Raw genomic sequence first — 12,976 nt, 5'->3', positions numbered from 1 at the left:
TTATTCCATAATAAAAACGCCGGACTCTGGATCCGACGCTTGTATCATTGATAAGTATTTTATTAATAAATAGGAGTGTTCTCCGGATTGATGTTTTCCAGTAATTCTTTGACACGGGCTAAAAAACGACCGGTAATCAGCCCATCAAGCACACGGTGATCGATTGAAATACAGAGATTGACCATATCCCGAATAGCAATCATGTCGTTCACCACAACCGGACGTTTGACAATCGATTCGATGGATAAAATAGCCGCCTGAGGATAATTAATGATCGGCTGCGATTGAACAGAGCCAAAGGATCCAGTGTTGTTTACCGTGAATGTACCGCCTTGCATATCATTAGGTGACAAACGGTTTTCACGTACATTCGAGGCAAGTTCGTCAACCGCAAAAGCCAATCCTTTAATGCTTTTTTCATCCGCATTTTTGATGACAGGAACATAGAGCGCTTCATCAGCGGCAACAGCAAGCGAAATATTAACCGCTTTTTTCTCAATAATCTTGTCCCCTGCCCATGTACTGTTGATTCTAGGGAATTCTTTAAGTGCCGCAACAATTGCTTTGATGAAAAACGGCAAGTACGTGAGTTTATGCCCTTCTTTTTTAAGAAAGGTTCCCTTAATCTGATTTCTATAGTTCACAAGATTGGTGACATCAACTTCGATCATCGTCCAAGCATGAGGGATTTCATGCTTGCTGCGTACCATATTTGTCGCAATCGCACGGCGGACACCAGTCAGCGCCACGACATGATCGCCTGCTTCATTCTGATATTGCCTTGGTGCCGGTGTCGGCTTTGACGCTGCCTTAGCCACTGCCTCAGAGAAACAAGCCGCACCGGGCTGCTCTGATGTCGTCTCTTCCTTTTTCTGAATCTTATCTGTCGCTTGTCCGGAAGCAATGTATTGCTCCACATCTTTACGCGTAATGCGTCCGCTCCTACCTGTTCCTTCTAGAGTTTCAAGATCGATACTATGCTCCTGAGCAAGCCGAAGGACGGCCGGAGAATAGCGTTTTTTCATTGATGTATCTTGTTGCTCTGTCTCAGTAAGATTGCGCGCTGCAGATGTGCTCTTTGCCAACTTTTCAATCGCCGGTTCAGTACCTTCAACTTCAATTGCGCAGATGGGTTCGCCAACTGGCAGCGTGTCGCCTTCCCCAACGAGTAGCGCGGTGATTTTTCCGGAAAAACTAGATGGGATTTCAGCATTGACCTTGTCCGTTGTCACCTCGGCAATCGGATCATATTTCTTTACTTCATCGCCGACGGAAACCAGCCATTGGCTGATCGTTCCCTCGGTTACACTTTCGCCTAATTGCGGCATCGCCATTTGTTCCACACTCATGTTGCTGCCCCCGTCCTTATTAAAATTCAGCTAAATCGCGGATTTGATTTTCCACTTGTTCAGGTTTTACCATAAACGCGTGTTCCAGTGGACCGGCATATGGCATCGCCGGCGCATCCGGGGCTGCAAGTCTCCTGACGGGCGCATCTAGATCAAACAAACAATGCTCAGCGATGATTGCTGCCACCTCACTGATAACGCTGCCCTCTTTTGTATCTTCGGTCAAGAGCAATACTTTTCCTGTCTTTCGCGCTGCTTCAATAATTGCCTCTTTGTCCAGTGGATAAACTGTACGCAGATCAAGAATATGGGTCGAGATCCCTTCTTGTGCAAGCTTATCCGCTGCCTGAAGCGCATAATGCACCATAAGACCATATGTGATCACCGTTACATCTGTACCTTCGCGCTTAATATCTGCTTTGCCAAGCGGCACAACATAGTCTGTCTCCGGTACCTCGCCTTTAATTAATCGATAAGCTCGTTTATGCTCGAAAAAGATGACCGGATCATTGTCACGAATTGAGGCCTTAAGCAAGCCTTTAACATCATATGGCGTAGAAGGAATCACAATTTTCAAACCGGGTACATTGGCAAATATTGCTTCCATTGATTGAGAGTGATACAAACCGCCATGAACGCCACCTCCGAATGGCGCACGAATCGTCAATGGAACGGACCAATCGTTGTTAGAACGATACCGTGTTTTAGCCGCTTCCGAGATGATCTGGTTAGCTGCAGGTAGCATAAAATCGGAGAATTGCATTTCAGCGACTGGACGCATGCCATACATCGCCGCTCCGATGCCTACGCCAGCGATCGCCGATTCAGCGAGTGGTGTATCGATCACACGATTTTCTCCATATTTCTCATATAAACCTTTCGTTGCTTGGAAAACGCCTCCGCGCTTGCCAACGTCTTCCCCTAATACAAACACATTTTCATCACGATTCATTTCTTCATCAATTGCCTGAGTTACGGCTTCAATATACGAAATTACTGGCATATACTCTCCCCCTCAGTTCTTTTCCTCATAGACATAGCGGAGAACAGAATCGGGATCGGCAAACGGAGCCTTTTCTGCATAATCAGTCGCTTCATCAATTTCCTTGCGAATCCGTTCTTCCAAGTCTTTCTCTATTTCTTCTGAAAGGACGTCGACCGAACGCAAATAGCTTGCAAAAGTCAAAACACCGTCATGTTTTTTAGCTTCGTTAACTTCCTCTTTTGTTCGGTACGTCATATCATTGTCATCGCTTGTGTGCGGCATTATCCGGTAGCAATTCGCTTCAAGCAGGGTTGGTCCTTCCCCGCGGTGCGCGCGATCCGCAGCCTCTTTGACCGCTGCATAAGCGGCAAGTGGATCATTTCCATCAAACGATTTCCCATACATCCCATAACCTGTCGCGCGATCCGAAACATGTTCACAAGCAAGCTGATGGCTGAGCGAAACCGATATAGCATAGTGGTTATTTTCGCACAAGAAAATAACCGGGAGTTTATGAACCGCTGCGAAATTGGCGGCTTCATGAAAATCGCCTTGATTTGATGAACCTTCACCAAATGTAACGAAGCTGACAATGTCGTCACCCTTCAGCTTTGCAGCAAGCGCAATGCCGACCGCATGCGGATTTTGGGTCGTCACCGGTGATGAATGGCTAAGCATGCGTAGTTTTTTATAACCAAAATGCCCCGGCATCTGACGCCCTCCCGAATTGGGATCTTCAGCCTTTGCAAAATTGTTCAGCATCATTTCTTTAATTGTCATGCCCCATGCGAAAACAAAACCATAATCGCGGTAATACGGAGCGACATAATCCTTGTCTCGATTTAATGCGAGTGCGGCGCCGACCTGGGCCGCTTCCTGCCCCTGACAAGAGACAACAAATGGAATCTTGCCTGCACGATTTAGCAGCCAGAGTCGTTCATCTACACGTCGTGCTTTCAACATAAAGGTGTACATATCCAGTACATCCTGATCTGATAACCCTAGTTCCTCGTGACGATTTTTCACAATCGTTTCTGCCTTGTTTACTTTAATCATATATGAATCGCCCTCCCGTCTACCGCAAGTGCGGCTTCTCCGATGACCTCGGACAGCGTCGGATGCGGATGAATTGCTTCAGATAATTCCCATGGCGTCGCATCAAGCAATTTTGCGACCGCCGCTTCACCAATCAAGTCTGTCGCATGGGGTCCATAGAGATGAATACCTAAAATATCGCTAGTCGTTTTATCTGCCACAATTTTTGCAAACCCTTCAGATTCTCCATAAACAAGCGCCTTTCCGATCGCACCAAAAGGTACTTTTCCGACCTTGACGACATGTTCTTTCTTCGCCTCAGCCTCTGATAATCCGATTGATGCAACCTCGGGACGCGTGTAAATACATCTTGGCACAAGTTCGGGATGAAGCGGTTCAACCGGAAGTCCTGCCAAGTGCTCAACCGCTTTAATTCCTTCATGAGAAGCGACATGAGCAAGCTGCAATCCGCCAATCACGTCACCGATTGCATAAATATGTGACTCTTTTGTCTGACCGAATGGATTTGTCTTAATAAAACCATGATCGGTCTCAATCGATGTATTAATTAAGCCTATATCTTCTGTATTTGGCAACCTACCAACAGAAACAAGCATTTTCTCAGCAGTGAAGGTTTGCTGCTTATCGCCGATTTCTGCATCAATTGTGATTCCGTTCTCTTTCTTTAACGTTTCGGGAAGCACTTTTGCAGAGGTCACGATCTTAATACCTCTTTTCTTCAGGCTTCTTGCTAGAGTGATCGATAACGTCTTGTCTTCCGTCGGAATAATTCGGTCACTGTATTCAACGATTGTGACATCGGCACCGAAATCTGCCAGCATCGACGCCCATTCAACACCAATGACACCGCCACCGACAATTAAAATGGAAGCCGGACATTCCTCTAAACGCAATGCTTCATCTGATGTCAACACGAGTTTTCCGTCAATTTCAAGTCCGTTTAAAGAACGCGGTCTGGATCCCGTCGCGATGATCACATTTTTTGAGGTTAAAATTTCATTTTCTCTTCCATCCGCAAACTCTACCGAAATAGAACCGGGCAGCGGTGAAAAAATGGAAGGGCCTAGCATACGTCCCAACCCGTTATAAACATCTATTTTTCCTTTTTTCATCAGCTGCTGAATGCCATGATGCAGCTTTTCCACGATGGCCTGCTTGCGTTCCTGTATCTTTTGGAAGTGAAGTGATACTTCGGATACTTCGACTCCAAATGAGGCGCTCTTTTTTACTTCGTCGTACACCTCTGCGCTTCTGAGCAATGCTTTTGTCGGTATACAGCCTTTATGGAGGCATGTTCCGCCTAGCGCGTCTTTCTCAACGATAGCTGTTTTTAATCCAAGCTGGCTGGCACGAATTGCTGCCACATAACCGCCTGTTCCACCACCTAATAGGACCAGGTCATAATTATTGGCCATAAAAAAGTCACTCCTTATTCTTGCATGACTAAACTACGTTCTGTACAACAAAAAAGTTTCATTCATCATGACTTTACATAAACAGTGACAGTCAAATTACATGTTCACTTACTTGTCTACAACCTATCTTACTCCTGTTCCCCATGAGATACAAATGATTTATGCACCGACACCATTTCTTGCAGTCAATATAACCATCGGTTATAATATAACCAACGGTTATTAAAGATGAAAGGATAATAAGTTCATGCCAACTAAGTTCCATCAACACTCAGAAACCACAAAAAGAGAAATTTTATTGGCTGCGGCCAAGCTTTTCTCCCAGAAAGGTTATCAATCAGTCACCATCCGTGAAATCGCAAAAAAAGCAGGGTGCTCCCACACAACGCTTTATATCTACTTTAAGGATAAGGAAGCCTTGCTTCACGCTTTATCAGAACCGCCATTATTAGCATTGAAACAGCAAATGGAGGAAGTCCTACTTCCAGGTAATGTTCAATCGGAGCAAAAGCTGCATTCCATCTGTATACTTTTTGTCCGTTTTTGTCTTAAACATCGCAGTATGCATCGAATTTTCTTTGAAACAAAGTCCGTCCGAGTCGATGAACCGCAACCCGAACTAGAAATTAACAAATTACGCATTGACATTTTTCAGTTACTTAAGCTGGCACTAAAAGATTGCCTGCCGCCTACTATTGAAGACTCTGCCCTTCTTAGCAGTTCACGTATATTTTCTTATATGCTTCGGGGAATCATCGGGACATACATGGATTCAGAAGAACCTCTTGATGTATTGATGGAGCGTTTGACACCAACTTTTAATGAGGCATTCGATGTTTTACTCGCAGGGTTCATTCTAAAATTGAGATCGGAGTGAATTGAGATGAAGGTCAAACAGATTTCAGAACATATTTGGAGTTTACAGACATGGGTCCTGATCCCGATTACCGTTTGGGTTGTTGTTGATCAAAAAGGCGTCACATTAGTTGATGCCGGCATACCCGGCATGGCTAAAGGTATTCTGACGTTTATTGATAAACTTGATTGCGGGCCTTTGCAGCACATCGTTTTGACACATGGTCACAGTGATCATGTCGGAGCCATCAAAAGAATACTAGAACACGATCCAGTTCCTGTTTATGCAAACGCAAAGGAAATGCCCTATATGGAGGGAGATCTTCCCTACCCGCGGCGAAAAAAAGCGCAAGCATCTGTGGCAAAAGGATTGGCCAATCCACTATCCGAAGACGAACAGGGACGCTTCGAAAAGATCAGCGGGCTTACTCCCTACTTTGCCCCCGGTCACTCACCCGGCCATGTTGTGTATTATCATGAGGAAGACAAAGTACTGCTCTCAGGAGACTTGTTCACGTCCAAGAATGGTAAGCTGCGGCGTCCGATGGCGATGTTTACCGGTGATATGGCCGAAGCCGTACGAAGCGCGGCAATCGTTGATCGTTTGAAACCTGCCCGCCTTGAAGTTTGCCATGGGCAATCGGTCTTTCACCCGACCGATCAGCTTTCTGACTACTTAAAAACTAATCAGTCTGAAACCTAATTTTAGGAGTGAAGCAAATGACTGGTCTAAAGCTGTTCATACTTTCACTTGTCTTTTTATCGGAACTAACAGCTCTTGCAGCCCTTGGTTATTGGGGGTTCCATGTACCAAAGGGCATGCCCTTAAAATTAGTGCTGGGTATTGGTACACCACTAGTTGTCGCCGTTATCTGGGGATTATTTCTTGCTCCTAGAGCTGTTTTTCCGGTTGATCTGCCTAAAAATGCTGCTTAAACTGATGGTGTCCGCGATAAGTGCATGGGCGTTGCATGCTGCCGGGCATGCTCAAGTCGCACTCTATTTTTTCATCGCTGCAATTCTGCTTCTTTTCATTACAGAACCGTTCAAAATGTCTATTGAGTAACAAAGTGCCGTAACAATCGAATAATGAACGAGTCACTCAAAATGTGTCAAAAAAAGTAATTTTTAATTGCAAACATATGTTCTTTTTCGTATAATTTAATTGTGATTTTGCAAAACTAATCATAAAACAGAAGGAGCGGATCAACGATGGCATTGTCATTAGCACCCTATTTAATGATGAACGGTACTACAGAAGAAGCGATTAACTTTTATGAAGAAGCACTTGGAGCAAAAGTCGCATTCAAACAAACTTTTGGAGAAATGCCTGCGGATCCGAATTTTCCACTTCCAGAAGAAGCGAAAGGCCTTATATCTCATGCGATGGTAAAAATCGGCGATTCCGATCTGATGTTTTCCGATAACTTCCCTGGCCAGTCCAGCCAACAGGGAGATCAGATTACCATCTGTATCACTTCCGATGACAAGGAAAAATCAACGAAGATATTCGAATCACTTAGCCAGGGCGGACAAGTAAAAATGCCGCTTCAGGATACTTTTTTCAGTCCCGCTTACGGCATTGTTACTGACAAATTCGGGATCACGTTCCAGATTTTCACGGAAGGCAAGATGTGATTTTTATACGCTATAAAGCGGTTCGGTGACCTTTGGCACCCGAACCGCTTTTTCATATTTTTTTGATCTTATTTTTTTTCCATCCTCATTGCACTGCTTAGAAAGAAAATCGCAGAAAAGTAGAACAGAAATGCAAATCCATTCTTGTCGACCGTTTGCCAGATACCAATAGCAGCAAACAAAACAGCGATTGCATAATGATAGTATTTCTTTTGTCTGTCAGTCAACAGGCCTCACATCCTTATCAATAGTTCCGCTATTCACTTCTCAAGCTGATGAACTTGTGAAATGCTCGGATATAGTTAACATCAAATTTCTTTTTTTTGAAAAATACTATGTGAAACAACATACGAAGCGGTAACAATAACGAACGTTATAACAATAAGTGAAAACATGGGGTGTGATGCAACAAATTGAAAATGATCTATGGGAAGATTAGATCTCATAACCGCACCAAGACTTGCAGGAATTGCAAAAAAGATAGCCACACCTAAGAATGAAGCAACCCGATATCCAAATTTATATAAGAACGGATAAAAGAAGGCAGACAACAAATAGGTCACACATAACGATCCGACTATAGCTTGCGCGGACAACCATCCGAACCCACCATTTTTTTGCACGAGGTTTAATACAGTAATTAATACAAAACTAATCATAAAAGAGCAGAGCCACCAAACAGCAATCATTAGATATTTGGCGTTAATAACACTTCTGCGTGAAACAGGCATACTCAGAAGCAACTGATTTTGTGTCGTATCTCCTTCATTGGTATTGAAATTCGAATACATCATAATAAAATAGGCAATGAACCCAATACCTAAACTGAATTGCACGCTGACTAATGTGGTAACATCTTTGCCAACAGTTAAGAAATAAAAGAGTAGAAAGAATGGAGCAATAAACGCAACTTTTCGCTGGGTTAATATGTCCTTCATGATCAATTGATACATCACAAGCACCTCTTTTTCTTTTTTCTTGATTAAAGCATCTAAATGTCCTTTTTTTCGAAACATTGAACCGTACGCCAGTAAGTTATTGGGACGATGACGAGTACGAGTACCGCAATAAGCAAAATAATCTCTAGAGACATTTGATTAGAATCAAGATGTGGATTAAGTTTCATCCAAGGAACAAGAGCCATTAATGACGCCCATATGAACTGAGTCGTCATCTGCACACTTTTATTATTAAACCGATAGTAAGAAACGTAGTAGATTGATAATAGAATCAATGTAAGACAGAAACCGAACACGAATGTCCGAACATCGATGAAAGGATTGTCAACACTACTTTTTCTTTGAATGATAAATGTTGTGAGCAGATCGGTTATGCAAAAAAGTATATAGCCAATCAAATACCAGACACCAATCATCAAATACGTCGCTGCAATGATTTGTTTCCGTTTTATCGGCAGACTGAGCAATAAATTCAGTTGGTCGCCGTCACTTGTTTGGCGGCTATTGAAGTTTGCATTTATGCTCATCAAGCTTGCAATCAGAGCCAAAATTATACCTACTTTGATAAAAGAATCTCGCTCTATCGACATTTGCATAAAAATGGCCATAATCACTAATACAATCACTATTTTTTTATTCTGAATACGGAAATCTTTCATCATAAGCTGTAGCACAGTGATCTCCCCTTCATTTGCGAAGTCTTAAACATTTCTGCGTGATTTCACCATGTAATACATAATTTCATCAAGATTTGGACGCTCCAAATGGATGCCAGTTTTATTTGAGATTTTTTTAGCTTCGTCATCTCGCATGAACGCTTCAAATCCGAATGATGTTTCCTTATAAGCGATCGGGAGTGCCTGTTTGATATCAGATTCCATTGTTTTCGGTCCTTTAACAATCCTAAACATTTCTGAAAGCTCTTCCCTTTCTTTTGATAAAACAATTTTCCCGTCAAGAATAAACGTAATGTAGTCGGCGACCTTCTCCAAATCCGTTGTAATATGGGTTGAAAAGAAAATCGCTTTGTTCTCGTCTTGAATCACATCGAGAAGTACATCCAGGAGCTCTCTTCTGAAAACGGGGTCTAATCCGGAGGTCGGTTCATCCATAATGATTAGTTCTGCGTGATGAGAAAGCGCCACAGCAAGCGCAAACTTCATCTTCGTTCCTTTGGACAACGACTTCATTTTTTTGTTTAGCGGAACGCCGAATTCCTTAATATAACGGTAAAATTTCTGATCATCCCAATTCTTATAAAAAGGAGCAATCACTTTTTTATTTTTCTCAGCGGTTAAGTCCTGAAAAAACACATCCTGATCATAAACAAAGCCAATTTTCTGTTTTAATTCAGTGCAATCTCCCTGAAAGTTCTTGCCGAAAAAAAGAACTTCGCCGCTATCAACATGAATTAAATCCATTAGGCAGCGGATGGTTGTACTTTTTCCTGCCCCGTTCGGACCGATAAATCCCATAATGAACCCTTTTTTCAGTTCAAAACTAACATCTTCAAGCGCGAATCCTTTAAAGGTTTTCGTCACATGTCTTAGTTCTAGAATATTTTCCATTGCCGTCAGTCCTCCCCATACCACTTCTTGATCAAATGAATCATTTTGTCCATGCTCATATCGTACTTCTTGCCTTCTTCAACGATCAGCTTCAGCCTGTCCTGAATTTCCTGAAGCTGCCGTTCACGCAACATGTCTCTATCGCGTGATGAAACAAATGAACCTTTTCCGGGAACCGTATCAATAAAGCCTTCGTTTTCAAGTTCCTCATAAGCCCTTTTTGTTGTAATGACACTGATTTTCAGTTCTTTAGCCAAGCCCCGAATGGAAGGCAATTTCTCGCCTTCTGGCAACTGACCATTCAAAATTTGAGTGATCATCTGGCTTTTTATCTGCTGATATATCGGCTGATCGGCTGTATTCAAAAGAATAATATCCATGAGCAACATCCAATCGTTTATACTGTATATATTCATTATACACAATTGGATTTAAGTTTCAATAGCTGCTGAAATGTTTTCCTGTTTTTGAATGAAGTCAGACTATGCTTTCCATGCTATGATAGGAGTAAAATATTTTCGGAGTGAAAACCGTGGAACAATTTAACTGGATCCTAAAAATAACTTGGATGGACGGGTTAATTGCTGCAACAATTTTTATTGTCTTTTTTCTGGCCCGGAAACTGTTCTCCAAGTACTTCCTAACATTTATTACTCGTCTATCGAAATTCAGCAGCACACCGATTGATGATGCACTGATCTCTGCGTTCCGGCGACCGGTATCCTTCATTCTGCTGTTTACTGGCATTTATTTTGCATTACTTTATCTGCCAATGCCGCATCAATGGAAAACGATGATCACCCTTTTATATAAATCAGCAGCGATTTTTTCAATAGGATGGGGGTTCTACATCTTCTCAGATGCAATCGGCATTTTCTTCAATCGAATGGGCGACCGTTTTGATCTTCAATTCAATACAATTATTATCCCGTTCCTAGCGAAGATCATGAAATTCATCGTCGTCGTCATGTCGATCGCGATGATTCTTGATCAATGGAACTATCACGTAACCGGGTTAATTACAGGCCTTGGAATTGGAGGTCTCGCAATTGCGATGGCGGCAAAAGACACATTAAGCAATTTATTCGGCGGATTCGTAATCATCACCGATGCGCCTTTCACGATAGGTGATTTAATTCATACAGGTTCGATTGAGGGAATCGTCGAAGATATTAATTTTAGATCGACTCGAATTCGAACCCTGGATCAGGCATTGGTTACCGTACCGAATTCCACACTTGCCAACCAGCCAATTACAAATCTCTCAAAAATGGACAAAAGACGAGTGACGTTCAACCTGCCTCTTGATCTAGATACAACGAATGAACAAATCAAGCAATGTCTTGGAAAAATTAGACAAATGCTGGCTACAGATTCCGAGGTTTATGAGGAGCGCAAATATGTCTACTTGGACAAAATCACATCAGGCAGTATGAATCTAATCATTGATTTCTTTGTTAAAACGACTGATTTTGAGGAGTGGATGAAGGAAAAAGAAAAATATAACTATGCTGTTCTGGAAATCCTTCAAGATGAAGGTGTTGAACTCGCTAAAGCACGTTCTCTAATGGTTGTCCCAGCACAAGGGCAACCATTAGATGATGATTTGGCTGAAGATACAGCCATAGAACAGAAAGAATCTCAAAGGCAGCAGTCCAGGTAACGCATCTATAAGGTGAATGTTCGCTCTTAGTTTCAGAAATGATGCATGATGGTTAATTAAAGAAACAGTTTATCTTGTGAACCCAAAAATAAGAAGAGAGCGCTCATTGGGATGATGCACTCTCTTTTTGTTTATGGCAAGTTTTGTTTAATCTATGTGACGAGGTAAAAGCAGCACCGTATCGGATTTGTTTTTCACCATTTAATCTGACATTTGTTTGTTATTTTGAATCAATGGACCGTGATTCAGGGGATCAGGTTTTCCAGTAATTACAACAATACCGGCAATCACGATGATAATACCGACAGGAAGACCTGCCCCAAAAAGAATCAAGCAATTGGAACAGCCAGCAAGGAGAAATAAAAGACCCGGCAGTATCCGCTGTCCTTTCTTTAAGAAAAGGTATAGTGCCAATGCCGATACTACACAACAGAGGATGCCTGCAATAAAGGCATGCCCGCCAAAGGATAATAGGCTGTTGAGCGATCCGCCAGAGGTAATACGATCATTTTCAGTCCGCAGGTATCCGCCTGTTGTACTATCAACTCGTGCGCCGACATAAGAGAAAACGCCAAAGAGCAATTGAATAACAGCAGCTATGATACCCGCTAAGCTAATGATGATTCCAGCAATACGTTGAAACATAATGTTCTCTCCTTGTTTAAAGAGGGTGTTCGAAAAGTCAGAGAAAAAGTCAAAAGGATTCAATTGATAAAAAGGAACTTCTGCTAATAAGAAAAGGGCCTTTCACTAAACCGCAGGAACTTCCTGTGGAAGTATGTCCTGAGCAACATTTAAGTCATCGCATCCTATGGAAGTCCGCGATCAAAGCTTATGAAGAACGATGACCTGAAATCATTCTATGCTTGGCCCATCCATGTGATGCATCAGTGGGTACGCTATTTTCCGCCTATTTTTGTATTTGAAAAAACAGGACAGCGTTATGTGTCCTGTTTCCTCTGAATGGTTTGTTCGGTAAGATCAATTTGACATGTTCTAATCATCCATGCCGATAAAGCCCTGGATTTTCACGGGCATTTTGTTGCGCGAGTTGAATGCTCTCCATGATTTTTTGATGCAGAGATATCGCGTCCTCACCTTCGAGAACAAGCAAAATCTCCTTTTTTTTAACAGTGGATAAGAAAGTAATCGTCTGTGGCAAACTTTTAATCGGAAATGTTGATCCGTTATCGGAGAAGTAAGCTTTGCAGCGGCACTTTTTTATTCTTTCATATAATCGAATTGCTCGTTTTAAGGTTAAGCCGCCTGAAGATGTTAAAGGAACTTTGATGGATGCAATCTGTTTTGCCATGGTTAGAAATCACCTCTTGCTCAATTTCTCTAGGCACGCCTTCACTACTCTTATTATATGTCATCCTCCCACTCTTTCGGAAGTATAAACATACACGTTCGAAAAAATTGAAAAAGGGGCCTGGTTACCCAAGCCCCTTCTTAAATGACTCTTCATTTTGATCTGCTCAAGAATGG

Annotated in this window: 17 protein-coding genes; 6 read left to right on the top strand and 11 right to left on the bottom strand. The window is 42.3% G+C overall.

The window, feature by feature from the left end:
• Positions 1 to 62: 62 nt before the first annotated feature.
• The 4 genes from P343_RS28785 to lpdA are packed head-to-tail and all read right to left on the bottom strand — an operon-like array spanning position 63 to position 4,805.
• Complete coding sequence (locus tag P343_RS28785; RefSeq protein WP_023510305.1) at positions 63 to 1,349, bottom strand: dihydrolipoamide acetyltransferase family protein; 1,287 nt, start codon at positions 1,347 to 1,349, stop codon at positions 63 to 65.
• 19 nt (positions 1,350 to 1,368) lie between these two features.
• Positions 1,369 to 2,352, bottom strand: coding sequence for an alpha-ketoacid dehydrogenase subunit beta (locus P343_RS28780; RefSeq protein WP_023510304.1), 984 nt, complete (start codon positions 2,350 to 2,352; stop codon positions 1,369 to 1,371).
• A gap of 12 nt (positions 2,353 to 2,364) precedes the next feature.
• Positions 2,365 to 3,363, bottom strand: a complete 999-nt coding sequence (locus P343_RS28775; RefSeq protein WP_031263971.1) for a thiamine pyrophosphate-dependent dehydrogenase E1 component subunit alpha — start codon at positions 3,361 to 3,363, stop codon at positions 2,365 to 2,367.
• Between the two features lie 23 nt (positions 3,364 to 3,386).
• The gene (gene lpdA / locus P343_RS28770) at positions 3,387 to 4,805 is read right to left on the bottom strand and encodes a dihydrolipoyl dehydrogenase (protein WP_023510302.1); all 1,419 of its coding nucleotides are present in this window, start codon (positions 4,803 to 4,805) and stop codon (positions 3,387 to 3,389) included.
• A 247-nt stretch (positions 4,806 to 5,052) separates the two neighbouring features.
• Here lpdA and P343_RS28765 point away from each other — a divergent pair, with 247 nt between their 5' ends.
• From P343_RS28765 to P343_RS28750, 5 genes are all read left to right on the top strand, one after another.
• Positions 5,053 to 5,682: a TetR/AcrR family transcriptional regulator gene (locus P343_RS28765; protein WP_023510301.1), complete on the top strand. Its 630-nt coding sequence runs from the start codon at positions 5,053 to 5,055 to the stop codon at positions 5,680 to 5,682.
• A 6-nt stretch (positions 5,683 to 5,688) separates the two neighbouring features.
• Positions 5,689 to 6,363: an MBL fold metallo-hydrolase gene (locus tag P343_RS28760; RefSeq protein ID WP_023510300.1), complete on the top strand. Its 675-nt coding sequence runs from the start codon at positions 5,689 to 5,691 to the stop codon at positions 6,361 to 6,363.
• Positions 6,364 to 6,380: 17 nt separating this feature from the next.
• On the top strand, positions 6,381 to 6,596 hold the full coding sequence (locus P343_RS28755) for a YrdB family protein (RefSeq protein ID WP_051384753.1): 216 nt from the start codon (positions 6,381 to 6,383) through the stop codon (positions 6,594 to 6,596).
• Complete coding sequence (locus P343_RS37190) at positions 6,586 to 6,726, top strand: hypothetical protein (protein ID WP_168371028.1); 141 nt, start codon at positions 6,586 to 6,588, stop codon at positions 6,724 to 6,726. The genes P343_RS28755 and P343_RS37190 overlap by 11 nt, the downstream gene beginning before the upstream one ends.
• A gap of 146 nt (positions 6,727 to 6,872) precedes the next feature.
• Positions 6,873 to 7,298 carry a VOC family protein gene (locus tag P343_RS28750; protein WP_023510299.1) on the top strand — a complete coding sequence of 142 codons (426 nt, stop codon included), beginning with the start codon at positions 6,873 to 6,875 and terminating at the stop codon, positions 7,296 to 7,298.
• 68 nt (positions 7,299 to 7,366) lie between these two features.
• Here the strand turns inward: P343_RS28750 and P343_RS37185 are convergent, their stop codons facing one another.
• The 5 genes from P343_RS37185 to P343_RS28730 form a co-directional block, all read right to left on the bottom strand.
• Positions 7,367 to 7,525, bottom strand: a complete 159-nt coding sequence (locus P343_RS37185) for a hypothetical protein (protein ID WP_023510298.1) — start codon at positions 7,523 to 7,525, stop codon at positions 7,367 to 7,369.
• Between the two features lie 81 nt (positions 7,526 to 7,606).
• A complete protein-coding gene (locus P343_RS28745; RefSeq protein WP_023510297.1) occupies positions 7,607 to 8,314 on the bottom strand; it encodes an ABC-2 transporter permease in 708 nt (235 codons plus the stop codon).
• Positions 8,290 to 8,931, bottom strand: a complete 642-nt coding sequence (locus tag P343_RS28740) for an ABC-2 transporter permease (protein WP_023510296.1) — start codon at positions 8,929 to 8,931, stop codon at positions 8,290 to 8,292. Before P343_RS28740 ends, P343_RS28745 begins: the two co-directional genes overlap by 25 nt.
• A gap of 27 nt (positions 8,932 to 8,958) precedes the next feature.
• Positions 8,959 to 9,825 carry an ABC transporter ATP-binding protein gene (locus tag P343_RS28735; protein ID WP_023510295.1) on the bottom strand — a complete coding sequence of 289 codons (867 nt, stop codon included), beginning with the start codon at positions 9,823 to 9,825 and terminating at the stop codon, positions 8,959 to 8,961.
• A 5-nt stretch (positions 9,826 to 9,830) separates the two neighbouring features.
• A complete protein-coding gene (locus P343_RS28730; protein ID WP_023510294.1) occupies positions 9,831 to 10,205 on the bottom strand; it encodes a GntR family transcriptional regulator in 375 nt (124 codons plus the stop codon).
• A gap of 152 nt (positions 10,206 to 10,357) precedes the next feature.
• On the opposite strand from P343_RS28730, the gene P343_RS28725 reads away from it, so the two are divergent.
• Positions 10,358 to 11,488 carry a mechanosensitive ion channel family protein gene (locus P343_RS28725; protein ID WP_023510293.1) on the top strand — a complete coding sequence of 377 codons (1,131 nt, stop codon included), beginning with the start codon at positions 10,358 to 10,360 and terminating at the stop codon, positions 11,486 to 11,488.
• Positions 11,489 to 11,689: 201 nt separating this feature from the next.
• Here the strand turns inward: P343_RS28725 and P343_RS28720 are convergent, their stop codons facing one another.
• Positions 11,690 to 12,133, bottom strand: coding sequence for a hypothetical protein (locus P343_RS28720; protein ID WP_023510292.1), 444 nt, complete (start codon positions 12,131 to 12,133; stop codon positions 11,690 to 11,692).
• Between the two features lie 355 nt (positions 12,134 to 12,488).
• A complete protein-coding gene (locus P343_RS28715) occupies positions 12,489 to 12,800 on the bottom strand; it encodes a hypothetical protein (RefSeq protein ID WP_023510291.1) in 312 nt (103 codons plus the stop codon).
• Positions 12,801 to 12,976: the final 176 nt, after the last annotated feature.

The sequence above is a fragment of the Sporolactobacillus laevolacticus DSM 442 genome (assembly GCF_000497245.1).
Lineage (GTDB): Bacteria > Bacillota > Bacilli > Bacillales > Sporolactobacillaceae > Sporolactobacillus > Sporolactobacillus laevolacticus.
This window is presented reverse-complemented; position numbering and strand designations above follow the sequence as displayed.

Bases quoted from the DNA above. Each gene is read 5' to 3' on its own strand.
- P343_RS28785 (WP_023510305.1), bottom strand. From the start codon at position 1,349: ATGAGTGTGGAACAAATGGCGATGCCGCAATTAGGCGAAAGTGTAACC.
- P343_RS28780 (WP_023510304.1), bottom strand. From the start codon at position 2,352: ATGCCAGTAATTTCGTATATTGAAGCCGTAACTCAGGCAATTGATGAA.
- lpdA (WP_023510302.1), bottom strand. From the start codon at position 4,805: ATGGCCAATAATTATGACCTGGTCCTATTAGGTGGTGGAACAGGCGGT.
- P343_RS28765 (WP_023510301.1), top strand. From the start codon at position 5,053: ATGCCAACTAAGTTCCATCAACACTCAGAAACCACAAAAAGAGAAATT.
- P343_RS28760 (WP_023510300.1), top strand. From the start codon at position 5,689: ATGAAGGTCAAACAGATTTCAGAACATATTTGGAGTTTACAGACATGG.
- P343_RS28755 (WP_051384753.1), top strand. From the start codon at position 6,381: ATGACTGGTCTAAAGCTGTTCATACTTTCACTTGTCTTTTTATCGGAA.
- P343_RS37190 (WP_168371028.1), top strand. From the start codon at position 6,586: ATGCTGCTTAAACTGATGGTGTCCGCGATAAGTGCATGGGCGTTGCAT.
- P343_RS28750 (WP_023510299.1), top strand. From the start codon at position 6,873: ATGGCATTGTCATTAGCACCCTATTTAATGATGAACGGTACTACAGAA.
- P343_RS28745 (WP_023510297.1), bottom strand. From the start codon at position 8,314: ATGTTTCGAAAAAAAGGACATTTAGATGCTTTAATCAAGAAAAAAGAA.
- P343_RS28735 (WP_023510295.1), bottom strand. From the start codon at position 9,825: ATGGAAAATATTCTAGAACTAAGACATGTGACGAAAACCTTTAAAGGA.
- P343_RS28730 (WP_023510294.1), bottom strand. From the start codon at position 10,205: ATGGATATTATTCTTTTGAATACAGCCGATCAGCCGATATATCAGCAG.
- P343_RS28720 (WP_023510292.1), bottom strand. From the start codon at position 12,133: ATGTTTCAACGTATTGCTGGAATCATCATTAGCTTAGCGGGTATCATA.
- P343_RS28715 (WP_023510291.1), bottom strand. From the start codon at position 12,800: ATGGCAAAACAGATTGCATCCATCAAAGTTCCTTTAACATCTTCAGGC.